A 23,439-nucleotide genomic window follows, 5' to 3' on the forward strand; every position below is an offset into this window, starting at 1 on the left:
CGTATGACGCGACGAGGCCCTGCCGCCCCCGGGGTGGCAGGGCCTCGCGCGGGCCGGTCAGCGTCCCCAGAGTCGCCAGGTCTGGTTCAGCGGACTGCCCTGCCCCGCCGCGACGCACGTCCACTGGTGGACGGCCGCGCGGGGCGCGGTGGAGATCGTGCTCACGTCCACGCACTTGCCGCTGTGCCGGGCGAGGAGCTGGTAGTCGTGCGCGTCGTTGCCGCCGTAGGTCACCTTGCGGAGCGTGAACTGCTGGTTCTGCGCGCCGCTGGCGCAGGTCCACTGGATGACGGCCGCGCCGTCGGCGGTGGAGACCCCGTTGACGTCAAGGCACTTGCCGCTCTGCCGGTTGACGACCGTGTAGGTGTTGGCCACGCCGCTCACCGGGACGAAGTTCCAGAGCTGCTGGTCGCCGCCCTCGCAGTGGAACTGCTGCTGGACGGCGCCGTTGGCGGTCGAGGAGTTCGGGTTCTCGAGGCACTGCTGGGAGTGCTGGGCCACCGCGACCGAGGTGAAGCTCCCGTCCGACGGCGGCACGAGGGTGACGGTCAGGGCGTCGGCGATCGCGGTGTTGGGCAGGTTGAGCGTGACCGCGTTGCCCGACAGGGTGACGACGGAGTTCGAGATGGTGACCGGCCCCTGCACCGCGCCGCCGTTGTTGTTCGGGATGCGCTGCACGATCGCGCGCACCTGGTTGTTCTGCACGAGGCCGCTGGTGGTGTCGAGCCGCTGGAGGTTGACGGCGAGGTTGCCGGTGGTGCGTCCGCCGCCGACGAGCACCTTGGCCGTCCCGGTGTCCTTCGTGGCGAAGGCGTCGTAGGAGCTGCTCGGCGTGACCGCCACGGTCTGCCCGGTCTGGGAGGCGTAGAAGCGGTAGACCCACCACTCGCCCTTGGGCTGGTGCTGCCCGGCGCTGTTGCGGATGAGCAGGTTGGCGGCGTCGTTGTGCAGGTTGCCGCCGCCGCCCCAGTGGGCGCGCAGGCCGTCGGCGCCCGCGCGTTCCAGGCGGGAGATGTACCAGGCGCCGTCGCCGGGGTTCTGCTCGTCGGGGGCGCCGTACTCGTTGATCTGGTAGGGCCTGGGGTGCGGGATGCCGCGGGAGTTCAGGGTCGTGTTGGCGGCGGCCACGTTGGCGACCGGGTCGCCCGGCAGCGAGTGCCAGCTGATGATGTCCGGCACCACGTTGTTGGCCTTGATGAAGTCGAGGTAGGCGTTCCAGAAGGCGTGCGAGGTGGAGGGCACGCACGCGCAGCTCGGCCCGACGATCAGGTGGTCGGGGAACGCGGCGCGGACCCGCTGGTAGCTGCGCCGCCACAACTCGAGGTACTGGGACTGCGGGCGGTTCCAGAACAGCGTGATGTTCGGCTCGTTCCACAGGTCCCACTGCACGGTGAGGCCGGCGGCCCGCACGTCGTTGATGACGCGCGTCAGGAAGTTGTCGTAGTCGGTCCAGTCGCCGTTGTCGCCGGGGAAGCGGGAGATGCCCGCGCCGTCGGCGCCCCACAGGTCGTGCGGGAGCAGGATGAACTGGCCGCCGAGGGCGATCGTGCGGCGGGCCTGGGCGACGGTGGAGTTCCAGCGGCGGTCGTACCCGCCCGACACCCAGCCGCCCCCGGGCAGCTGGGCGCCGCCGGCGCGCATGGAGCGGAACTTGACGTCGCGGTAGAAGTGGTCGGCCGGGCCGCTGCCGTTCTCGGTCATGCCGTAGATCCAGCCGGACGCGCGGTAGGAAGGGCTCGCGCCCGTGGTGGCGAAGTTGACGGTGATGGCCTCGTCGGCCGCGAGGGCCGGGGCGGCGGGCACGACCAGCGCGGTCGCGGCGAGTGCGCAGGCGGCGACCACGGATCTCAATCGGGTACGCATCGGGCTACTCCTGGAGGCGAGGTGATCTCACGCGAGGGGTGGGTAGCGAATCGATTCGACCGCAGATTAGGTCCGGTTACGACACCATGTCAACGGAGTGACGGGCTTGTGAAACGAATCGATTCGCGGCTACGACCGGGCCGGTCCGGTCGTGGCGCGCAGCGAGATCGGCGGCGCGACCAGCAGGTGGCGGTGGGCGGCGGCCGGGTCGGCGATGCGCCCCAGCAGCAGGTCGACGGCGTGCGCGCCCAGCTCGACGGCCGGCACGTCGGCCGCGGTGAGCGGCGGGTGGAGGTTCTCGGCCCAGTGCCGGGCCGCGACCCCCACGATCGAGAAGTCGCGCGGCACCTCGCGGCCCGCCCGGGCGAGCGCGTGGTAGACCCCGGCGGCGGCCGCCTCGTTCACGGTGGCGATGGCCGTCAGCTCCGGGTGCTCGGCGAGCAGGCGCTCGGTGCACGCCTGCCCGGCCTGGGCGTCGTCGGCGCAGCAGACGGCCACGCCGCGCAGGCCGCGGTCGGCGACCGCGCGGTCGAAGCCGGCCCGCGCCCGGTGCCCCGGCCCGTATCCGGCGGCCACCAGTTCGGCGCTGCGGTTGACCAGGGCGATGTCGCGGTGGCCGAGGTCGGCGAGGTGGTGGACGCACCGGCCGATCAGCGTCTCGTAGTCGAGGTCGACCCATGACATGCCGGCCGGGTCGCGGGTGCGGCCGATGCCGACGAACGGCAGGCCGCTGGCCATCAGCCGGGCGACCCGGTCGTCTTCGAGCCGTATCTCCATGACGATCACGCCGTCGACCCGCTGACCGGTGACGACGCGCTCGAAGGAGCGGTCGTGCTCGCCTCCCGAGGGCGACAGCAGCACGTCGAGGTCGGCCCGCGCGGCGGCGTCGACGACGCTGGCCACGAAGCCGAGCTGCATGTCGGTCAGCCGGGTGCTCGCGGGCGGGATGACCAGGCCGATGGTGCGGGTGCGGCCCTCCTTGAGGGCGCGCGCCGCCGCGTTGGGGCGGTAGCCGAGTTCGTCGATCACCGCCAGAATGCGCTGTTTGGTCTCCGGCGAGACCGGGCGGCGGCCGGTGAGCGCGTAGGACACGGTGCTGCGGGACACTCCCGCCCTCTTGGCGATCTCCCCGATGTTCACCCGTGCATCGTAGTCGAATCGTTCCACAATTCAGCAGAAGGACCCCCATTGACGTCCACACGGAACCCGCCTATCTTCGGTCGAACCGATTCGTCGAATCGGTTCGACCGAGGGAGGTCACCCCCCGATGAGATCTTCCGCGTCCGGCCGTGTCGCCACCGGCCTCGGACTGGCCCTGCTGGCCGCCTGTTCCACCCCCTCCACCCCGTCCGCCGTCGAGGAGGCCCCGGCGTCCACGGCCTACACGATCTGGGACCCCTATCCGCAGTACGACGCCACCTCCGAATGGGTGCGCCTGCTGGAGGGGTGCGGCGCCCAGGCCGGCGTCACGGTGGAGCGCACCGGCTACGACACCAGCGATCTGACCAACAAGGCGCTGCTGGCCGCGCAGCAGGGCAACTCGCCCGACGTGCTGATCGTCGACAACCCGGTCGTCTCCACCCTGGCCGAGGCCGGCGTGCTGACGACGACCGCGGAGAACAAGCTCGACGTCTCAGCCGTCTCCCCCAACCTGCTGGGGGCCGGCCAGAGCGGCGGCGAGACGTTCGGCGTCCCGATCGGCGCCAACACCCTGGCGCTCTACTACAACAAGGACGTGCTGGACAAGGCGGGCGTCGACCCGGCCACGGTCACCGACTGGGCCGCCCTCACCGCGGCGCTGGAGAAGGTGACGACGTCCGGCGGCAAGGGCATCACCTTCTCCGCGATCGGCACCGAGGAGGGCAGCTTCCAGTTCCTCCCCTGGTTCTGGGGCTCCGGCGCGAACCTCACCAAGCTCGACTCCCCCGAGGGCGTCGCGGCGGTCACGCTCTGGGCCGACTGGCTGAAGAAGGGGTACGCCCCCAACTCGGTCATCAACAACACCCAGACCACCAGCTGGCAGGAGTTCGCCACCGGCGAGTACGCCTTCGCCGAGAACGGCACCTGGCAGCTGGCCAACGCCGAGAAGGCCGGCTTCCCCTACGGCGTCATCCCGATCCCGGCCAAGGCCGGCGGCCCGGCCCCGGCGCCCACCGGCGGGGAGTTCGTCGCCATCCCCGTCCAGGAGGACACCGGCCGGTACGCCACCTCGCAGAAGCTGGTCGCCTGCCTGACCAACGGCGAGAACTCGCTCAAGACGACCACCACGCTCTCCTACATCGCCCCGACCGACTCCGTGCAGCAGCAGCAGGTCGCGGCCGACGCCAAGCTCGGCGTGTGGGTCGAGGCGGTCAAGGTCGCCAAGGGGCGTACCGGCGACGACCTGGGCACCAAGTACCCGAAGATCTCCGAGCCGATGTGGGGGGCCGTCCAGGCGGCGCTGAGCTCCTCGAAGCCGCCGCAGCAGGCGATGACGGAGGCCCAGAGCGCGGCGGCGAGCGCCACGCAGTGAGGGTCCGCCTCCGCTCCGGGCAGTGGGCGGCCTGGGCGTTCCTCGCCCCGGTCGGCCTCTACCTGGTGGTCTTCTACGCCTACCCGCTCTACCGCAACGTCGAACTGAGCCTGCGGAACTACACCGTGCGCTCGTTCGTGCGGGGCGACGCGCCGTTCGCCGGGTTCGGCAACTACCTCAAGGTGTTCGACGACCCGGCGTTCGGCCCGGCGTTGTGGCACACCGTCGTCTTCACGGTGGTCTCGCTGGTCTTCCAGTTCACGATCGGGCTGGCCCTGGCGCTGTTCTTCGTGCAGAACTTCCCGCTGTCGGCGACGCTGCGGGCGCTGTTCCTGGTGCCCTGGCTGCTGCCGCTGATCGTGTCGGCCTCGACGTGGACGTGGTTGCTGAACAGCGAGTCGGGCGTGGTCAACGCGGCGCTGGGCGTGGCAGGGCTCGGGCCGGTGAACTGGCTCACCTCCCCCGACTGGTCGCTCTGGTCGGTGACGATCGCCAACATCTGGATCGGCGTCCCGTTCAACCTCGTGGTGCTCTACTCCGGCCTCCAGGCGATCCCGGCCTCAGTGTACGAGGCCGCCGCGCTCGACGGGGCGAACCGGCGGCAGCGGTTCTGGCGCATCACCTTCCCGCTGCTGCGGCCGGTCTCGGCGATCACGCTGCTCCTCGGCCTCGTCTACACGCTGAAGGTGTTCGACATCATCTGGATCATGACCAGGGGCGGCCCGAGCGGGTCGTCCACCACCTTCGCGACCTGGTCCTACCGGCTGGGCTTCGGCAACCTCGTCCCGTCGTTCGGGCCGGGCGCGGCGGTGGGCAACCTGCTCATCGTGGCGGCGCTGGTCTTCGGTCTCGTGTACGTCCGCACGCTGCACCGGCGGGAGGCGTGATGCGACGGGTGAAGACCGCGATCGGGCTGGTCCTGACCGCCGTGATGTTGTTCCCGGTCTACTGGATGGTCAACGTCTCGTTCACCCGCGACGAGGACATGCGCCGCAGCCCGCCGAACTGGTTCCCCGTCGACGGCACGCTGGAGGGCTACCAGGCGGTGCTCGACCGGCAGCTGCCCTACCTCGCCACCAGTCTCGTCGTCGGGCTCGGCACGGTGTCGCTGACCGTCGTCGTCGCCGCGCCGGCGGCGTACGCCCTGGCCAAGCTGCGGCCGAGGGGCGGCGGGGTGCTGAGCTTCCTGCTGCTGATCGCGCAGATGATCCCCGGGATCATCATGGCGATGGGCTTCTACGCCTTCTACCTGTCGGCCGGGGTGCTCAACACCGTGCCGGGCCTCATCGTGGCCGACTCGACGCTGGCCGTGCCGTTCGCGGTGCTCGTGCTGACCGCGTTCATGTCGGCCCTGCCCGAGGAGCTGCTCCAGGCGGCCCGGGTCGACGGGGCCGGGACGGTGCGCACCTTCCGGTCGATCGTGCTGCCGCTCAGCCGCAACGCCCTCGTCACCGTCTCGCTGTTCGCCTTCCTGTGGGCGTGGTCGGACTTCGTCTTCGCCTCGACCCTCGACCAGGGCGGCGACCACCAGCCGATCACCCTCGGCATCTACCACTACATCGGCCACAACAACCAGGAGTGGAACGCCATCATGGCCACCGCCGTGGTGGCGTCGATCCCGGCGGCCGTGCTGCTCGTCATCGCCCAGCGTTACGTCGCCGCCGGGGTCACCGCCGGCGCCGTGAAGGACTGACCTCTAGGAGAAGGGCCACCCCTCCGTGTTCTCCCTACGGGACATCCCGTTCAGCCATCGCGGCTCCTGGTTCGGCTTCTCCCCGGTGATCGCCGAGAAGACGTACGCCGATGAGGTGCACCTGGTCTCGCACCAGACCGGGATGCACGCCGTCCTGCGGCTCGTGGTCGACCCGGAGGCGGCGCTGACCGCCACGCCGCAGCAGCTCCTCTGGGAGCGCGGCGACGACCGGATCGAGCTCGCCTACGAGAGCCCTGACACGGTGCGGATCAGGGGCCGGGGCCTCGACCTGGGCCTGGTGGCGGCCGATCCCGTGCTCACCCCGTTCAGCGGCCCCTACTTCTACCGGGAGCCGTCCGACGGGTCGTACGTCTTCACGCTCTATCAGACCGGCCGCCGCTACCGCGTCACCGTGCTGCGCGGCACGGCCGACCCCGTGGGCGCGCAGTCGCTCGGCGGCGCGGAGCGCGGGGTCACCCTGACGGGCGGCTGGGAGATCGCCGTCGAGGAGTACGAGACCGCCCGCGCCCCCTACGCCGAGGCCGACACGTTCGAGCAGGTGGTGAAGGCGGCCAGGGCGGAGTTCGACGCGTTCGCCGCGGCGGTCGCCCCCTGGCGCGACGCCGCGACCCCGGCCGCCGAGCTGGCGGCGTACGTGTTGTGGTCGGCGACGGTCCGCCCGGCGGGGTTCGTCACCCGTCCCGGGGTGCTGATGTCCAAGCACTGGATGGACAAGGTGTGGAGCTGGGACCACTGCTTCAACGCCCTCGCCCTGGGCGAGGGGCTGCCGGAACTGGCGTGGCACCAGTTCCGGCTGCCCTTCGACCACCAGGACGGCGCGGGCGCGCTGCCCGACTCCGTGACGCACTCCGAGATCCTCTACAACTTCGTCAAACCGCCCATCCACGGCTGGGCCCTCGGCCGCCTGCGCTGGCGGCCCGAGCCGGAGGAGACCTACCGGCTGCTGGCGAGGTGGACGGACTTCTGGCTGACCGCCCGGCGCGTCCCCGGCCACGAACTGGCCTACTACCAGCACGGCAACGACAGCGGGTGGGACAACGCCACCACCTTCGACCCCGAGCGCGTCGTCGAGACCGCCGACCTGGCCGCCTTCCTGGTGCTCCAGATGCGCGAGCTGGCCCGCCGCGCCCCCGGCCCCGATGAGGCGGCCCGCTGGGACGCCGCCGCCGACCGCATGAAGGACGCCCTGCTCACCGAGTTGTGGACGGGCGACCGGTTCGTCGCGCGGGGCGCGCTCACCGGCCGGACCTGGTCGAGCGACAGCCTGCTCGACCTGATGCCCATCGTGCTCGGCGAGGAGCTGCCCGCCGAGGTGAGCGCGGTGCTCGCCGGCAGGATCGAACGGCACCTGACCGAGTTCGGGCCGGCCACCGAGTTGCCGTCGTCGCCGCACTACCAGGACGACGGCTACTGGCGCGGCCCCATCTGGGCGCCCTCGACGATCCTGATCGAGGACGGGCTGCGCCGCGCCGGGCACGTCGGCCTGGCCGACGAGATCAGCGACCGGTTCCGCCGCCTGTGCGAGAAGTCGGGGTTCGCGGAGAACTTCGACGCGCGCACCGGCCAGGGGTTGCGCGACCGCGCGTACACGTGGACGGCCAGCGCCTACCTCATCCTGGCCGCGGCGCGCCGTGGCTGACGGTCAGAGGGCGTCGAGGGCCTCCCGGGTCAGCACGCCGAGCGACTTGCCGGTCGAGGCGGCCAGCCGGGCGAGGTCGTCGTACTCCGGCTTGACGCCCCAGGGGCCCTGCTTCATGCGCACGGTCCGGCCGTACAGCTCGACCGTGCGGACGACCCGGGGGACGGTGACCTTGTCGACCCAGCTGCGGCGCAGCCCGAGCGTGCCGGTCTCGGCGAAGATCAGGTTCTCCAGGTGGTCGGCCAGGTCGACGGGCGTGAGCACGTGCAGGACGTGCGCCGGGCGGCCCTTCTTCATGACCGCCGGCGTGATCCACGCGTCGGCGGCGCCGGCCCCCAGCATCCGCGTGATGACGTGCCCGAGCAGTTCCCCGGTCACGTCGTCGAGGTTGGTCGACAGCACGACCTGCCGGTCCTGCTGGGCGAGCGGGCGGCCGAGGGTGGCGACGACGACGTTGGGCCGGTCGGGCAGCCGCCGGGTGCCCGCGCCGTAGCCGGTGGTGTGCACCTCCATGGGCGGCACCCCGCCGTAGACGGTGTCGGCGGCGCGCAGCAGGGCGGCCCCGGTGGGGGTGACCGCCTCGTGCTCGCCGCCGCCGCGCACCTGGGCCCCGCGCAGCAGGGCGAGGGTGGCGGGGGCGGGCACCGGAAGCACCCCGTGGCGGGTCTCGACGCTGCCGCTGCCGAGGGGCAGCGGCGCGCAGTGCACCTCGGTCACGCCCAGGTCGGCCAGCGCGGCGGCGCAGCCGACGATGTCGACCAGCGTGTCGTGCCCGCCGAGTTCGTGCAGGTGGACGTCGCCCGGCGGCAGGCCGTGCAGCTCGGCCTCCACCTCGGCGATGGCCTTCAGGGCGCGTTCGGCGATCGGCAGGCCGGTGCGCGCGGCCATCTCGATGAGCACCGAGGCGGGGCGTTCGGTCGCGTCGTCGTCGACCTCGACGCGGACGCGGACCGCCATGAGCGCGCCGGTGCGGACGTTCTCGGCCTCCAGCCGCCAGCCGGTCAGGCCGGTCCGGGCGACGGCCTGGCGGACGACGTCCACGGAGGCGCCCGCCGACAACAACGCCCCGAGGAGCATGTCGCCGGCCAGGCCGGTGAACGGGTTGAGGTGGAGGATCACGGCCGCCGCCTGGTGAGCCGGTAGGCGGCCAGCGCGGCGCCGAACCCCGAGTCGATGTTGACCACGGTGATGCCCGCCGCGCACGAGGTCATCATGGCCAGCAACGCCGTCACGCCCTCCAGGGCCGCGCCGTAGCCGACGGAGGTGGGCACCGCGACGACCGGCGTCTCCACCAGCCCGCCGACCACGCTCGCCAGCGCGCCCTCCATGCCCGCGACGACGATCACGCTGTCGGCCTCGCGGAGCTCGTCCACCACGGCCAGGACCCGGTGCAGGCCCGCCACGCCGACGTCCCGGATCACGGTGGTCTCCAGGCCGAGCGCGCCCGCCACGGCCGCCGCCTCGGCCGCGACCGGCCCGTCGGCGGTGCCGGCGGTGACCACGGCCACCCGGTGCCCGAGGAGCAGCGCCGGCCGCCACACCAGCAGGCGGGCCGCCTCGTCGTAACGGCCGCCGGGCACGCGGGCGCGCACCTCGGCGGCGGTCTCGGGCCCGACCCTGGTCACCAGGACAGGGCCGTCGTTCCGGTCGAGCAGCACCTCCAGGATGCCGGCGATCTCCCCGGCCTCCTTGCCCGGCCCGTAGACGATCTCGGGCAGGCCCTGCCGCCTCTCCCGGTCGAGGTCGATCCGCGCGTACCCGATGTCCATCGCTACGCCCCCGCCAGGTAGGGGATGGTCATCGGCCCCTCGGGCAGCACGCACACGCTGCCGGGCAGCCCCCGGACGGTGGCCGCGACGTCGTGGGTCTGCTCCAGGTGGGCGGCGGCCAGGTCGGCGTCGCTCAGATAGGAGGTGTGCACGATGACGCGGGCGTGCCGCTGGATGCGCGCCTGGATCTGCACCTGCCACTGGTCGGGCACCGTCTCGGCGCGGGCGGAGATCTCCTCGAACAGGGCGTCGGGCGAGGTCGCGCCGGTCAGCGTCTCGCGGTAGGGGCCGTGGTCGGGGAAGCCGTCGCGGCACTCGGCCGCGCAGATGACGACGCCGCCGGGCCGCACGATCTGCGCGGCGGCGCTCATGCCCTTCACCGCCTGGTAGAGGTTCTGGTCGAGCGGGAACCCGGCGTTGGTGGTGACCACCACGTCGAAGGCGGCCGGCACAGGCCGCATCGCCGCCGCGCGGGCGGCGTCCATGGCGGCGGTGTGCATCGGCCCGAGGTCGCCGCCGAACGCCTTGACGATCTTCTGCTCCCGGTTGAGCACGACGTCCAGGGAGAAGGTGACGCCGGTGCCGGCCGCGATGGCCCGGACGTCGTCGTGGACGGGGTTGCCCTCGGTGACGCCCCACGTCGCGCGGGGGTCGCCGATGCGGGCCGCGTCGTGCAGGGTGAGCACGGTCTCCAGCGCGGCGAGCCCGGGGGCGACCAGCTTGGGGCCGCCGGAGAAGCCGGCGAAGAAGTGCGGCTCGACGAACCCCGTGGTGATGCGCACGTCCGCGTCGACCCACTCGCGGTTGAGCCAGACCGGCACGTCCTTGCCGAACCGGCCCATCCAGCGCAACGACGACGCGTCGCGCGAGTCGTGGTTGACGATGCGCACGGCGTCGACGACGGCGTCGCCGAACATGGCGCGCAGTTCCCCGGGGGTGTTGCCGCGGTGGGTGCCGGTGGCCACCAGGATCACCACGTCGTCGAGCGACACGAGCCCGTCGAGCTCGGCGAGGATGGCGGGGATCATCAGGTGCCGGGGCTGCGGCCGGGTGTAGTCGCAGGCCGAGATCGCCACCGTCTGGCCGCGCCGCACCCGCTCGCGCAGCGGCGGGCCCGCGACGGGGTCGCGCAGCGCCCGGCGCACCTCGGCCGCCTCGTCGGCCACCGCGGGCCGGGCGACCGGCGTGATCACGGTGGTGCGGTCGGCCGGCAGGTCCACCAGCAGCCCGTCCGTGCCGTAGGCGAGGTCGACGAGCATCCCGGTCATGACGTGACCGGCCGCAGGCGGAGACCGGCCATCCCGCCGTCGACGGGCAGTTCGATGCCGACGGTCGACCCCGACGCCGGTCCGGCCAGGTAGGCGACGGCGTTCGCGACCTCCTCGGCGGCGACCAGCCGTCCGTGCGGCTGCCGCGCGCGCAGCGCGGCCCGCTCGGCGGCGGGGTCGGGGGCGGCGTCCAGCAGGCGGCCGATCCAGGGGGTGTCGACGGTGCCGGGCGTGACGCAGTTGACCCGGACGCCCTCGCGCACGTGGTCGGCCGCCATCGCCCGGGTCAGCGCGAGCACGGCTCCCTTGGACGCCGAATAGAGGGCCCGCTGCGGCAGCCCGGCCGTGGCGGCGATGGAGCAGACGTTCACGATGGCCGCGCTCGGCGAGTTCCGCAGATGGGGCAGCGCGGCCCGGCTCAGCCGGACGATGCCCAGCACGTTGAGGTCGAGGACGCGCAGCCACTCGGCGTCGTCGTTGTCGGCGACCGTGCCCTGCGCGCCGATCCCGGCGTTGTTGACCAGCACGTCGATGCGCCCGAACCGGTCGGCCACCGCGGCGACCGCGCGCCGGACCGCCGCGTCGTCGGTCACGTCGCAGACGAACTCGGTGCCGGCCAGGTCGAGGACCGCCACCTGGGCGCCCCGGGCCGTCAGCTCCTCGGCGACCGCGCGGCCGATGCCGGAGGCGCCGCCCGTGACGATCGCGACCAGGCCCTCGAAGCCGCCGCTCATGCCTGTCCCATCCGCTGGCGCTGGCGGCCCAGGCCGTCGATCTCGACCTCGACGACGTCTCCGGCGCGCAGGTAGGCGTCGGCCCCCCGGCCGAGGGCGACGCCCGCCGGGGTGCCGGTGTTCACCACGTCACCCGGTTCGAGCACCATGAACTGGCTGAGGTACCAGACGACGTGATGGACGCCGAAGATCTGGTTCTTGGTGTTGCCGTTCTGCCGCAGCTCCCCGTTGACCCACACCCGCAGGCCGAGCGCCTGGGGGTCGCCGACCTCGTCGGGCGTGACCAGCCAGGGACCCATGGGGTTGAACGTCTCGCACGACTTGCCCTTGTCCCACTGGCCGCCGCGCTCAAGCTGGAACTCCCGCTCGGAGACGTCGTTGACGACCGCGTACCCGGCGATGACGCCGGCCGCCTCGTCCGGGGAGGCGAGGTAGCGGGCCGTCGCGCCGATGACGATCGCCAGCTCGACCTCGTAGTCGGTCTTGACGCTGCCGCGTGGCACCAGCACCTCGTCGTCGGGGCCGACCACCGTGCCGGGGGCCTTCATGAAGACGACCGGCTCGGCCGGGACGGCCGCGTTCGTCTCCTCGGCGTGGTCGGAGTAGTTCAGCCCGATGCACACGACCTTCCCCGGCCGCGCCACGGGCGCGCCGACCCGCTGGCCGGAGGCGGCGCGCGGAAGCTCGCCCGCCGCGAGGGCGGCGCGCACCCGCTCGATCCCCCCGCCGGCGAGGAACGCGCCGTCGATGTCCCGCGTCAGCGACGACAGGTCGAAGACGGTCCCCTCGGGGTCGACGACACAGGGCCGTTCCTCGCCCGGACTCCCCAACCGGCACAACTTCACGCTTCTACCTTCTTTCACTCACGGGTCAGGGGGAAGCTAATTCGTATGACGTGTGACGTCAAGACGGCAGCGACCTGGCCCAGGGTGGCGAAACGCCCCTTGAGATACTGGGAGGGCTTTCGGCAACGAAGGGGATGACCATGTCTTCCAGGACTTCTGCCGCCGCCTCCCCTCTCGGCAGCTGGGTGGGGACCGACTACGAGATCGTCGCCGAATTCGGCGACCTCATGCCGACCGGCGTGACCGTGACCGACGACGGACGCCTGTTCGTCTCCTTCCCGAGGTGGGGCGACGACGTGCCCTTCACCGTCGCGGAGGTCGTCAAGGGGGAACCGGTCCCCTATCCCGGCCCCGAGATCAACGCGTGGAGCCCGGGGGCCACCGCGGAGACCCTGGTGTCGGTGCAGAGCGTGATCACCGACCCGGCCGGGCACGTGTGGCTGCTCGACACGGGCAGCCTGGCCTTCCAGCCGTGGCTGGCGGACGGGCCGAAGCTGGTCGAGGTCGACCCGGCCACCGACCGGGTCGTCCGGGTGGTCCGGCTCGACCCGGCGGCGGCCACCCCGGACACCTACCTGAACGACGTGCGCTTCGACCTCTCGCGGGGGCCGGGAGGGTACGCGTACATCACCGACTGCGCGCCCGAAGGCGCGCTGATCGTGGTCGACCTCGACTCCGGCGAGAACCGGGCCCGGCTGCGCGGCCACGTGAGCACCTCGGCCGTGCCGGGCTTCCGCGCGATCGTGCAGGGGGTCGTCCGGGAGAACTACCGGGTCGGCGTCGACGGCATCGCGCTGAGCGCCGACGGCTCGCGGCTGTTCTACTGCCCGCTGTCCAGCAGGCGTCTCTACAGCGTGGCCGTCGACGCCCTGCTCGACCGCTCGCTCGACGACGATCAGGTGGCGGCCACGGTCGTCGACCACGGCGACAAGGGCGCGTCCGACGGCCTGGAGTCCGACGCCCAGGGGTTCGTCTACGCCACCGCCTACGAGCACAGCGCCGTCGTCAGGCGCGACCCCGGCGGCCGCTGGTCGACGCTCCTGCACGCGCCCGGCCTGTTGTGGCCCGACACCCTGGCGCTGGCCGCCGACGGTTTCCTGTACGTCAGCGTGAACCAGCTGCCGCGCAGCCCGCTGTTCGACGACGGGACCGACACCCGGGTGCCGCCCTACCAGGTCATCCGGGTCCAGACCGGCGCCCGCCCGATCCGCCTGACGGAGGAACGATGATCGTCGCCGGAGTCGACGGATCCCCGTCCGCGCTGGCCGCCGTGGAGTACGCCGCCGCCGACGCCGCCCGAAGGGGCGCCTCGTTGCGGCTCGTGCACGTGCGCGAACCCTGGACGGGCGTCCGGCTCAGCCAGCTGAACGACGTCGAGAACACCTACGGCGCGGAGGTGCTGGCCACCGCCGAGCGCCGCGCCCACGCCACCGCCCCGGACGTCACGGTGACCACCGGCCTGGCGACCGGCGGCGTGGTCGCCCGGCTGAAGGAGGAGGCGGCCAAGGCCGACGCGGTCGTCATCGGCAGCCGGGGCACGGGCGGGTTCGCCGGCCTGCTGCTGGGCTCGGTCGGCCTGGGCCTCGCCGGGCACACGTCCGGCCCGGTGATCGTGGTGCGCCAGCCGTCGTCGGGGACGCACGGGCGGCTGCTGGCGGGCTACGACGGCAGCGAGGACGCCGACGTCGCGCTGGAGTTCGCCTTCGCCGAGGCGCGGCGGCGCGGGTCCGCGCTCCGGGCGGTCTTCTCCTGGCAGCCGCCGCCGTTCTCCTCGGTCGGCACCATGTACGACAACCTGATCCACTGCGTGTACGAGGAGCGCACCGCCTACGTCGAGGAACGCTTCGCCGCCTGGCGCGACCGGCACCCCGGCGTGCCGGTCGAGTACGCCAGCGTCTACGGCCACCCGGTGAACGTGCTGGCCGAGGAGTCCCGCGCCGCCGACCTGGTGGTGGCCGGCTCGCGGGGCCTCGGGGCCTTCGGCGCGGCCGTGCTCGGCTCGGTCGGCCACGGGCTGCTCCACCACGCCCACTGCCCGGTCGCGATCGTCAGCTCGGCTGACGGGTCGGCATGATCGTGACCTGCTGCAGGTTGACCCGGGGCGGCAGGGTGGCCAGGAAGCCCACCGTCGCCGCCACGTCCTGCGGGGTCAGCCACTCCATGACCGCCTTGGAGCCGTCGAGCCAGGCCCGCACCCCCTGATCGGTCACGTGGTCCTGCAGTTCGGTGCCGACGATGCCGGGCTCGATCGCCGAGACCCGCACGTCCCGTCCGCCCAGCTCGGCGCGCAGGTGCCGGGACAGGTGGGTGACGTAGGCCTTGGTGGCGGAGTAGACGGCGAAGCCGGGCAGCAGGTTCTGCGCCAGGATCGACGAGGTGTTGACCAGGTCGGCGACCCCGTGGGCGGCGGCCGACTCGACGAGCTGCGGCACGAACGCCCCGATGGCGTTCATCAGCCCGGTCACGTTGAGGTCGATCTGGTGCTTCCACTGGTCGGCGGGCAGCTGCTCGACGGGCGCGGGCAACATCACGCCCGCGTTGTTGAAGAGCAGGCCGGCCGGGCCCCACTCCGACCTGACCCGGTCGGCGGCCGCCCGCAGCGCCGCCGCGTCGGTCACGTCGGCCGCCAGCACCAGCGCCCGGCCCCCGTTCTCCGCGATGCGGGCGGCGAGGTCGTCGAGCCGGTCGGCCCGGCGGGCCACCAGGGCGACGCGGGCGCCCAGGGAGGCGAGGTGTTCGGCGGTCGCGGCGCCGATGCCGCTGGAGGCTCCGGTCACCACGGCGATCCGGCCGTCGAGGTTCATCGAGATTGACATGTGCCCAGCTCACCAGCCCGGGAGGGCGGCTCGCGGCGTACGGGCGGCCCTGTCCCGGCTGGTACTCACAGGGCCACCCTGGACGACCTGAGCAGCACGGACACCGGGTGACACTGGACGGATGGACCGCAGTCACGAGACCGCCGACTTCCTGCGCGGCCGCCGGGCGCGGCTGCGCCCCGACACGGCCGGCCTGCCGGGCGACGGGCGGATCCGCCGGGTGCCCGGGCTGCGCCGCGACGAGGTCGCGCGGCTGGCGGGGGTCAGCGTCGAGTACTACACCCGGCTGGAGCAGGGCCGGGGCGGCAATCCGTCGCCCGAGGTCGTCGCCGCGCTGGCCAGGGCGCTGCGGCTCGACCCGGCCGAGCGGGAACACCTCACCGACCTGCTGGGCCGCGCCCCCGCGCGCGGCCCGGCCGACGCGCCCCAGCGGGTGAGATCGGGGCTGCACCTGATGTTGCGCAACCTCGACCGGGTGCCCGCCTACGTCATGGGCCGCCGGACCGACGTGCTGGCGTACAACCGGCTGGCCCGCGCGGTCATCGCCGACTTCGACGCCCTCCCCGTCGCGCAGCGCAACATCGCCCGACACAGCTTCCTCAATCCGGAGTCCCGTGAACGGCTCGTCGACTGGGAGGCGTGCGCGTTCGAGACGGTGGCGACGCTGCGGCTGGAGGCCGGCCGCAACCCCGGCGACCGGCGGCTGACCGATCTGATCCGCGAGCTGACCGCCCGCTCCCCCGAGTTCGCGCGCTGGTGGGACGACCACCGCGTCTTCCGGCGCACCCACGGCACCAAACGTTTCCGCCACCCGATCGCCGGCGACCTGGAGTTCTTCTACGAGAACCTCCAGGCGCCCGACGACCCCGACCAGTCGTTGTGCGTCTTCAACGTGGAGCCGGGCTCCGCCACCGAACGGAACCTGCGGCTCCTGGCGGATCAACCTACTTAATTGGTAGGTTTAGTGGAAATGGTTCGTGAGGAGCTGCCATGACCACGCACGCGCCCGCCTACGCCGGCCCCGTCGACCTCGCCGCCTTCGGCCCCTACGGGCCCGGCCGCCTCGACCGGGTGAGCGACCGCCCCGTCTACCCGTTCCAGGGCCGGATCACCGTCGAACCTGGCCGTTACCACCTCTATCTCGCGTACGTCTGCCCGTGGGCGCAGCGCGTCGCCGTCATCCGCGACTTGGCCGGGCTGCGGGAGGCGGTGTCGCTCTCCTACGTCGACGACGCGCGCGACTCCCGGGGCTGGGCGTTCCGCGAGAACCGCGGCCCCGACCCCGTCAACGGGTTCCGCTTCCTGTCGGAGGCGTACGAGGCCACCGAACCCGGCTACCCCGGCCACATCTCGGTCCCGACCGTGTGGGACCGGCGGACCGGCACGGTCGTGAGCAACGACTACACGACGATCCCGATCGACCTCGGCACCCAGTTCACCGCCGACGGGATCGACCTCTATCCGGCCGACCGGCGTACCGAGATCATCGCCCTGGACGCGGAGATCGCCCGCGACCTCGCCCACGCCGCCCACGGGGTCGGCCGGGCAGCCACCCAGGACGAGTACGACGCGCGGCGGGCCGCCGTGGTCGCCACCCTCGACCGCCTGGACGCCCGCCTGGCCGGGAGCCGCCACCTGTTCGGCGACGACCTCACGGCCTCCGACGTGCAGCTCTTCGTGGCGCTGATCAGGTATGACGCGCTGACCAACCCCCGCAACGGCATCAGCGAGCGCAGCCTGGCCGACTTCCCGAACCTGTGGCGGCACACCCGCGACCTCTACGAGCTCCCGGCCTTCCGCGAGACGACCGACGTCGCGGCGCTGCGCCCCGCCGGCCCGACCGAGCACCCCGACGACGGCGTGACCCGCCTCGCCGTCGAGCCGCGCCCTATCTGGTGACCTTCTCGCGCCGCCTGATCCGCGAGACGACGAACCAGACGACGGCGAGGGCGACCACCACGATGACGACGTTGGACAACACGCCCACGTAGCCTTCGACGACGCTCCAGTTCTCACCCAGGTAGTAGCCCGCGAGCACGAAGACGGTGTTCCAGATGGCGCTGCCCAGCGTGGTGAACAGCAGGAACGTCGCCATCGGCATGCGGGTGACGCCCGCCGGGATCGAGATGAGGCTCCGGAAGATCGGGATCATGCGCCCGAAGAACACCGTCTTGCGGCCGTGCCGGGCGAACCACGCCTGCGTCTTCTCGATGTCCGACAACTTGATCAGCGGCAGCCGCGACGCCAGCCGCATCATGCGCTCCTCGCCCAGCATCGCCCCGATGGCGTAGAGGGCGACCGCGCCCACGACCGAGCCGATGGTCGTCCAGATCAGGACGGCCATCAGCGACAGGTCACCCCGCGCGGCGGTGAACCCGGCGAGGGGCAGGATCGCCTCGCTGGGCAGCGGCGGGAAGAGGTTCTCCAGGGCGATGGCCAGCCCGGCGCCCGGCGCCCCGAGCGTCTCCATCAGTCCGATGACCCACCCGGTGACGCCGCCGAGGTCGCTGCTCAATTGATTCCCCCTGGAATTCGGCTCCGTCCACGCTAGGGCCGCGAAGATCAGCGCCGGATCAGCGAGGCGTTAACCGTGCGCTAACCAAGCGCCGGGCGCGACGACGCCGTGCCGGGTCTGCCGGACGATCTCGGCGAGCACCTTCTCACCCGCCACCGCCGCGTCGAGCCCGGCCCCGACCCGGCCGACGAGCCGCCCGTCCACGACCTCGACCCGGGCCACCCCGGAGCCGAGCGCCAGGTCGGCGACGTCCTGCACCCCGGGCACGTCGACCCAGCACGCCCCCACCCGAGCCCAGCCCGCCCCCCGCTCCACCGGCGGAATCCCGAACTCACCCAGATCGACCTCACCGTGAGCGGCGGCGACGACCAGCCGCTCGACCTCGCCGAGCAACGTCGCGGCCTCGTCGGCGGTGGCCAGCCGGGCGTCGAGCCCGAGCCCGCACCCGAGCTTCCCGTCGAGCCGGTAGACGTCGAACTCGACGGGAGCGTCGAAACTCCGGTCACCGGCCCCCGCCTCCACCCCCGACGCCGGCAGGATCGCCCGCGAGTGCCCGGTCGTGTTGTTGACGACGACGTCCCGGTGACAGGGCATGCCCCGGGCCCGCTCGGCGGCCCGCATGGCGGCGTTGAGCCGGGCCGAGTCGTACCGCCCGTACTTGTACGCGGCCAGCGCCGCCGCGTTCATCCGCGCGACCGCCTCGGGGAACGACGCCGTCGCGGTGAACGGGATCCAGGTCTCCTGCGAGATCGTGCCGACATAGTCGCGCAACTCGGGCGAGAACCGGTTGCTGCACAGGCAGTTGAGCAGGCAGCCCGGCTCCCCCGTCCAGCGGGTCAGCACCGCCGCGAACGCCGCCATCACCACGGCCAGCGGACGCACCCCCCACGCCCCGGCGACACCGGACACCGCCTCGGCCCCCGCCCGCGACCCGAGCAGCACCTGATGGTGCCCCTTCTGGCCGGGAAACCGGTAGGGCAACCCGAGCGAACACAACGGCCGCTCCTCCAGATGCCGCCCCCAGTACCGGATCGACCCGTCGAGCTGCCGCCGCCCCGCGGAGCTGCGCTCGAAGTCGGCCCGATCGGCCGGATGGTAGTCGGCAGTCGGCACCTCCCGCCCCGCCAGCAGGGCGGCCAGCTCGCCCCGCAAGACGGTGATCGCCGACAGATCGGCCGCGACGTGCGAGACGTGCAGAACCACGACGAACGGCGCCCCGCCCCGCGTGACCACCCGCACCCGCAGGGGCAGATCGGCGGCGGGGTCGAACGGCCGCGCCCCGGCCAGCGTCCAGTCCCGCTCGGACCCGGTGGCCTCGACGACCTCCGCGACCAACGTCCCTTCGGCCTGGACGACCTGCTCCCCGTCGCGCACCACCGTGCGCAGCGCCTCATGGCGGCCGACCAGCTCCCCGACCGCCGCGGCGACGACCTCGACGGTGGTCGCCCGGGGGGCACGGACCACCGCCGACAGGATGTCGGCCGGGCCGGGGAAATCGGGCCTGATCCACTCCAGGACGTTCTTCTGGCCCACCGTGAGGGGCCACCGGCCGGCGCGGCGGCCGGTGAAACGAATCTTGAGGTCGGTCATCTGGACGACCCCGCTAGAGGGGAGGGATCGGAAGAGGCTGCCCTGATCGGCACTGCTCGTTGTGACCGGACGGCTGATTCAAGCCCACTCCCTCGACATCGGTGGGAGAAGGTTAAATAGCGCTTTTGGGGGCGTCAAGGCGGCGTGTAACTTTCACAATCGGAATTCTTGACATACCGGTGTGGGGAATTGTTACAAATCCCTTAACCAAAGGAGTGAGGGTTCTGGAAGCGTTTTCCAGTCGTTTGTTGAAGACGCCGTTTCGGACGACCGCCGCACGAATTACGTGGCCCTCCTCCGGGCGCAGTCGTGACCTTACGGGACGGAGGGTGTCTGGCCGATTCCTCCGGCGCGCCAGGAGCTGGGACCGGGGAGCAGAGCTTGCGAGAACGATGGCCCGGAGAAGGAAACGCCCGAGTGCGGAAGCCGACGAGCAGAGCGCTCTCTGAGCGGAGCCTGGGGGCGAAATGTCCGGGAGCGGAAACCGAGGGACAGGACACTGTCCAAGCGGGAGCCGAAGAGCGAAACGCCCGAGGGCCAGTGCCCAGGAGCGGGGTCATCGGGAGCAGGAGCCGAAACAGGGCGCTTTCCAAGCGGAGCCTAGGAGCTGATGCCTGCGAGCCAAAGCCGCAGGGCAGGGCACTAACCACGTGGGAACCGAAGAGCGAAGCGCCCGAGAGCCAGTGCCCAGGAGCGGAGTGCCCGGAAGCTGGGAGCCGGGCCCCGGGAGCGGGTGCCTGGGAGCGGGGTGCCTGGGAGCGGGGTGCCTGGGAGCAGAAGCCGACAAGCAGGGCACTCTTTAGCGGGAGCCTGGGAGCAAAATGCCCGAGAGCAAGAACTGGAGAGCAGGGCACTCTCCGAGCCGGATCCGGAGGGCGACTAACGGGAGCAGGATCATCAGAGGTGGAGGGGAGAAAGTGGCTGCGGCCTGAGCGTTTTGCGTACAAGGAGCAGCGCGACTCACTAACGCACGCGAAGACGGTCCTCACGATGGGATTGTGACGCTCGGTCCGGCGTTGCTGACCCAACGGATATGGCTGACCAGACTGCAACGGAAGTTCACGGCCACGTAGCCTCCATTCACAGGCAGAATTACAGACGGACTCCGCCCTATTCGGAGATCTCCTCCGGGCGAGCCTCGAATCTGGCCGCCTCGAATAGGCCCCGACGAAAATCGGAAGGGGTTCGGCCTCACTCCCATCCGGACTCAGCGCTCGGCTTCCCCAGCGGGTAGGTCTCCACCGCCTCGTACCGCAACGGCGGCCCAAGATGGCTCACGAACAGGTGAGCGCCGTCGGCCGTCCAGAACGTCGACTCGAAGCTTTTCAAAGCGTCGGCCAGCGGCCGCAGATCGACCCCTTTGCGGCTTCTGACGAGGGTGAAGTGCGCCCGATAGGGCCGCCCGTCAGGCTCCTCGGCCCCCGCGCGCCGGGCGCCGGCCGCGATCGACCCGGCCAGCCGGGCCAACCGCCCGGGCTCCCGCACGCTCAGCCACACCACGCCCACCCCGCCGCGCCCGGTGAACGTCCCGGACTCGCCCAGGGCCAGCGGCAGCGGTTCGTGATGGCGGGCCGCCCGCGCCAGCCGGGCGCTCAGGTCGGGCCGTACCCGGTCGGGCACCTCGCCGAGGAACGCCAGGGTGATGTGCCAGTTGGCGGGCTCGACCCACGTCAGGTCGGGCCACGCGTCGCGCAGCGGCGCCACCACCCGGGAGACCTCGTCGAGCACGCCGGGCGGCGGGACCAGCGCGACGAACATCCTGCTCATTCCCGCAGTATCCACCGGCCGATCTCCACCCCCCGGCCACCCTCTTGCCCGACGGTTCGGCGCCCCGGATAACCCGCCAAGACAACTCGCCGCCAATGTTCTGCTTTTGGTCATTTTGAACACCACCCCGCAGGCTGCGGGTTCACCTCATTGGGCTATCCTCACCAATGCCTTTATGTCGTCCTAAATGCGGACAATGCCCCCTTGGCGGTCCGTAGACGGCGTATTCCGGCATTCCCTCCGTCCGAAAGGCGACTGGTGCGTTACCGTCTTGCGCCGCTTGCGGCAGCCGCAGTTCTGTCCCTCCCGTTAACGTGGGTCTCGGCCCCCGCGCAGGCCCAGGTCAAGCCCTGCGTCGGCCACGGCACCGACGCCGCGGTGCAGAGCCCGATCGAGATCGACCGGTCGAAGTCGTGCCCCGGCCACGGCCCCGCGATCACGATCCACTACCCGAACTCCGTCGACGGCACGATCCTCTTCCAGGACAAGGCCCCGCTGGGCGAGATCAGCGAGCACGACGACGTCCGGTTCATCATCGGCACCGGCGGCACGCAGCCCTACATCACCTACGGCGGCGAGCGCTACAACCTGAACAACGTGCACTTCCACGGCCACGCCGAGCACAAGTTCGCCGGCCAGGCGACCGCTCCCCTCGAGGCGCACTTCGTGCACACCAAGGCGACCGGCACCGGCTACGTCGTCTTCGGCGTGATGATCGACGCCAAGACCTTCCTCGGCCAGACCCAGCACGACCGCCTGATCAAGTCCCCGCCCGCCCTCGGCGCGTCGAAGCCCATCACGGGCATCCACCTGAACGACATGCTCCCGGCGAACCGCGCGACCTACCGCTACACCGGCTCCCTCACCACGCCGGACGAGGTCGGCACCTACTTCCAGCCGGTGAACTGGGTCGTCTTCGACCAGCACTCGAAGGCCCACCGCCTGAACGTCCTGGGCTACCGCTCCCTGTGGGGCGCGGAGGGCAACTTCCGCGAACTGCAGGAGAACCACCCGGCAGCGAACATCTACTCGTACCACTAGACCCAGCGGTCCGAGGAACCCACGCCGGCCAGAGCTCACCCTCGGCCGGCGTGGCCTTTTCACCTCTGAGAACCACTCGAGGGCCCCGGCCAGGGCGGGTCACTCCGCAGACTCATCCACGTCGTCAGGCTCGCGCGAGAACCGGACCACCATCACCACCAGGAAGATCCACCATCCCCCGAACAGGATGATGCGAGGCAGGAGATACTCCCACCTGGCGACCCGCTGAGCTCCATCGACGACATAGTCGCCGATGCCCGAGCCGAAGGCCGGAAGGAACGCCATGCCGGTCACCAAGAGAAGCGTCTTCCAGAGCGCCCAGTCCCACTTCTTCACGCGGTCTCCCAGCACGACGCGATCCTGCCCAACCCAGCCTCGCGCGATCACGACCACACGACAAGGCCCTCCGGCCCTCGCCGCACCCGGCCTACCTGGCAAGTCGGCACGGCGTCCGGCTCAAGTCGCCCCGGCACCCCGATCAACCGCTCCAGCCTCGCAGCCCCCCGGGTCAGCTTCCCGGCCACCATCACGCGCACGAACGCACCACAAGGCCACGGCACTCGCCGCACCCGGCCTACCCGGCAAGTCAGCGCGGCACCCAGCTCACCTCGACCTGGCATCCCGATCCGCTGACTCAAGCTTCCCGGCCACCCTCACGCGCACGAACGCACCGCAAGGCCACGGCACTCGCCGCACCCGGCCTACCCGGCAAGTCAGCGCGGCATCCAGCTCACCTCGACCTGGCATCCCGATCGGCTGGCTCAAGCTTCCCGGCCACTCGACCCGGCCACCTGGCATAGCCTGTCGGCCCAGTGCCCAGGCCCGGTTTCCCGGCCACCCGGCCGGTCTTCGACGAGCAGAACAGACCACAGGGCCCCGGCCCTCGCCGCACCGGGCTCGACCTACGACGGCTACCGGCTGGGCGACGAGATCGCGGTCGACATCCCCAAGGTGGGCCTGCAGAAAGGCTAGGCGCCGGGGCCGACGAGAGGCGCTCGCGCGCGACGTCAGAGCCTCGCCGACCCCGTGACAACCAACAGAGGAGTCGTGCCCCACTCTAGGACCGTGTACCGGTGGCGGGCTCCACCGCCCAACCTCCTTCAGCGGGTCTCTCCACGCGGCCCGGCCTCCCGCGAGCCTGAACACACCACAAGGCCCCGCCGCACCCGCCTACCAGCACGAGTCGGCGCAGCACCCGGCCCACCCGGCACAAGTCGGCGCAGCATCCCGCTCACCTCGACCTGGCCACGCGACACGAAAGTCGGCCACCCCGCTCGGCCGCCAGACCGCCCGGCCAGCCTCAGGCCCCCCGACCTGACACCCAGGACACGGTGCGACCCAGCCACACCGCGCGAAACCCCGCCAC

At 71.8% G+C, this 23,439-nt stretch carries 21 protein-coding genes; 9 read left to right on the top strand and 12 right to left on the bottom strand.

Features of this window, described 5'->3' with window-relative positions; all coding sequences use genetic code 11:
- Window positions 1-57: 57 nt before the first annotated feature.
- Both AW271_RS33040 and AW271_RS33045 read right to left on the bottom strand, forming a co-directional pair.
- On the bottom strand, window positions 58-1,863 hold the full coding sequence (locus tag AW271_RS33040; RefSeq protein WP_062341539.1) for an RICIN domain-containing protein: 1,806 nt from the start codon (window positions 1,861-1,863) through the stop codon (window positions 58-60).
- A 129-nt stretch (window positions 1,864-1,992) separates the two neighbouring features.
- Entirely contained in the window at window positions 1,993-3,003 is a 1,011-nt protein-coding gene (locus AW271_RS33045; protein ID WP_062341540.1) for a LacI family DNA-binding transcriptional regulator, read from the bottom strand.
- Window positions 3,004-3,130: 127 nt separating this feature from the next.
- Between AW271_RS33045 and AW271_RS33050 the strand changes: the two genes are divergently transcribed.
- From AW271_RS33050 to AW271_RS33065, 4 genes are read left to right on the top strand one after another with little or no spacing between them, the layout of a single operon-like run.
- Window positions 3,131-4,375 carry a sugar ABC transporter substrate-binding protein gene (locus tag AW271_RS33050; protein ID WP_062341541.1) on the top strand — a complete coding sequence of 415 codons (1,245 nt, stop codon included), beginning with the start codon at window positions 3,131-3,133 and terminating at the stop codon, window positions 4,373-4,375.
- On the top strand, window positions 4,372-5,262 hold the full coding sequence (locus AW271_RS33055) for a carbohydrate ABC transporter permease (RefSeq protein ID WP_062341542.1): 891 nt from the start codon (window positions 4,372-4,374) through the stop codon (window positions 5,260-5,262). Before AW271_RS33050 ends, AW271_RS33055 begins: the two co-directional genes overlap by 4 nt.
- Complete coding sequence (locus tag AW271_RS33060; protein ID WP_062341543.1) at window positions 5,262-6,068, top strand: carbohydrate ABC transporter permease; 807 nt, start codon at window positions 5,262-5,264, stop codon at window positions 6,066-6,068. The genes AW271_RS33055 and AW271_RS33060 overlap by 1 nt, the downstream gene beginning before the upstream one ends.
- Window positions 6,069-6,093: 25 nt before the next feature.
- On the top strand, window positions 6,094-7,728 hold the full coding sequence (locus tag AW271_RS33065; protein WP_062341544.1) for an amylo-alpha-1,6-glucosidase: 1,635 nt from the start codon (window positions 6,094-6,096) through the stop codon (window positions 7,726-7,728).
- 3 nt (window positions 7,729-7,731) lie between these two features.
- Here AW271_RS33065 and larC read toward each other — a convergent pair whose 3' ends face one another.
- The 5 genes from larC to AW271_RS33090 are packed head-to-tail and all read right to left on the bottom strand — an operon-like array spanning window position 7,732 to window position 12,344.
- A complete protein-coding gene (gene larC / locus AW271_RS33070) occupies window positions 7,732-8,847 on the bottom strand; it encodes a nickel pincer cofactor biosynthesis protein LarC (RefSeq protein ID WP_083977596.1) in 1,116 nt (371 codons plus the stop codon).
- On the bottom strand, window positions 8,844-9,497 hold the full coding sequence (larB, locus tag AW271_RS33075) for a nickel pincer cofactor biosynthesis protein LarB (RefSeq protein ID WP_062341545.1): 654 nt from the start codon (window positions 9,495-9,497) through the stop codon (window positions 8,844-8,846). The genes larC and larB overlap by 4 nt, the downstream gene beginning before the upstream one ends.
- A gap of 2 nt (window positions 9,498-9,499) precedes the next feature.
- On the bottom strand, window positions 9,500-10,765 hold the full coding sequence (gene larA / locus AW271_RS33080; protein ID WP_062341546.1) for a nickel-dependent lactate racemase: 1,266 nt from the start codon (window positions 10,763-10,765) through the stop codon (window positions 9,500-9,502).
- Entirely contained in the window at window positions 10,762-11,499 is a 738-nt protein-coding gene (locus AW271_RS33085) for an SDR family NAD(P)-dependent oxidoreductase (RefSeq protein WP_062341547.1), read from the bottom strand. The genes larA and AW271_RS33085 overlap by 4 nt, the downstream gene beginning before the upstream one ends.
- A complete protein-coding gene (locus AW271_RS33090; protein ID WP_062341548.1) occupies window positions 11,496-12,344 on the bottom strand; it encodes a fumarylacetoacetate hydrolase family protein in 849 nt (282 codons plus the stop codon). The genes AW271_RS33085 and AW271_RS33090 overlap by 4 nt, the downstream gene beginning before the upstream one ends.
- A 140-nt stretch (window positions 12,345-12,484) precedes the next feature.
- On the opposite strand from AW271_RS33090, the gene AW271_RS33095 reads away from it, so the two are divergent.
- Both AW271_RS33095 and AW271_RS33100 read left to right on the top strand, forming a co-directional pair.
- Complete coding sequence (locus AW271_RS33095) at window positions 12,485-13,573, top strand: SMP-30/gluconolactonase/LRE family protein (RefSeq protein ID WP_062341670.1); 1,089 nt, start codon at window positions 12,485-12,487, stop codon at window positions 13,571-13,573.
- On the top strand, window positions 13,570-14,418 hold the full coding sequence (locus AW271_RS33100) for a universal stress protein (protein ID WP_062341549.1): 849 nt from the start codon (window positions 13,570-13,572) through the stop codon (window positions 14,416-14,418). Before AW271_RS33095 ends, AW271_RS33100 begins: the two co-directional genes overlap by 4 nt.
- Here the strand turns inward: AW271_RS33100 and AW271_RS33105 are convergent.
- Window positions 14,393-15,160, bottom strand: coding sequence for an SDR family oxidoreductase (locus tag AW271_RS33105; protein WP_062341550.1), 768 nt, complete (start codon window positions 15,158-15,160; stop codon window positions 14,393-14,395). The genes AW271_RS33100 and AW271_RS33105 overlap by 26 nt on opposite strands.
- A gap of 121 nt (window positions 15,161-15,281) precedes the next feature.
- Here AW271_RS33105 and AW271_RS33110 point away from each other — a divergent pair, with 121 nt between their 5' ends.
- Both AW271_RS33110 and AW271_RS33115 read left to right on the top strand, forming a co-directional pair.
- Window positions 15,282-16,112, top strand: coding sequence for a helix-turn-helix transcriptional regulator (locus AW271_RS33110; RefSeq protein WP_062341551.1), 831 nt, complete (start codon window positions 15,282-15,284; stop codon window positions 16,110-16,112).
- Between the two features lie 38 nt (window positions 16,113-16,150).
- A complete protein-coding gene (locus tag AW271_RS33115; RefSeq protein WP_062341552.1) occupies window positions 16,151-17,059 on the top strand; it encodes a glutathione S-transferase C-terminal domain-containing protein in 909 nt (302 codons plus the stop codon).
- Here AW271_RS33115 and AW271_RS33120 read toward each other — a convergent pair.
- The 3 genes from AW271_RS33120 to thpR all read right to left on the bottom strand — a co-directional run bounded on the left by AW271_RS33120 (window position 17,049) and on the right by thpR (window position 21,032).
- Window positions 17,049-17,630 (bottom strand): DedA family protein, encoded by a 582-nt coding sequence (locus AW271_RS33120; protein WP_083977610.1) that lies wholly within the window; start codon window positions 17,628-17,630, stop codon window positions 17,049-17,051. The genes AW271_RS33115 and AW271_RS33120 overlap by 11 nt on opposite strands.
- 114 nt (window positions 17,631-17,744) lie before the next feature.
- The gene (locus AW271_RS33125) at window positions 17,745-19,265 is read right to left on the bottom strand and encodes a condensation domain-containing protein (RefSeq protein WP_062341554.1); all 1,521 of its coding nucleotides are present in this window, start codon (window positions 19,263-19,265) and stop codon (window positions 17,745-17,747) included.
- A 1,191-nt stretch (window positions 19,266-20,456) separates the two neighbouring features.
- Window positions 20,457-21,032, bottom strand: a complete 576-nt coding sequence (gene thpR / locus AW271_RS33130; RefSeq protein WP_062341555.1) for an RNA 2',3'-cyclic phosphodiesterase — start codon at window positions 21,030-21,032, stop codon at window positions 20,457-20,459.
- 258 nt (window positions 21,033-21,290) lie between these two features.
- On the opposite strand from thpR, the gene AW271_RS33135 reads away from it, so the two are divergent.
- A complete protein-coding gene (locus AW271_RS33135) occupies window positions 21,291-22,073 on the top strand; it encodes a carbonic anhydrase family protein (RefSeq protein WP_169806432.1) in 783 nt (260 codons plus the stop codon).
- A gap of 99 nt (window positions 22,074-22,172) precedes the next feature.
- On the opposite strand, the gene AW271_RS33140 is transcribed toward AW271_RS33135, so the two are convergent.
- The gene (locus tag AW271_RS33140) at window positions 22,173-22,409 is read right to left on the bottom strand and encodes a hypothetical protein (protein ID WP_157554887.1); all 237 of its coding nucleotides are present in this window, start codon (window positions 22,407-22,409) and stop codon (window positions 22,173-22,175) included.
- Window positions 22,410-23,439: the final 1,030 nt, after the last annotated feature.

Origin of the sequence: Herbidospora sakaeratensis, from assembly GCF_001570525.1 — a bacterium.
Lineage (GTDB): Bacteria > Actinomycetota > Actinomycetes > Streptosporangiales > Streptosporangiaceae > Herbidospora > Herbidospora sakaeratensis.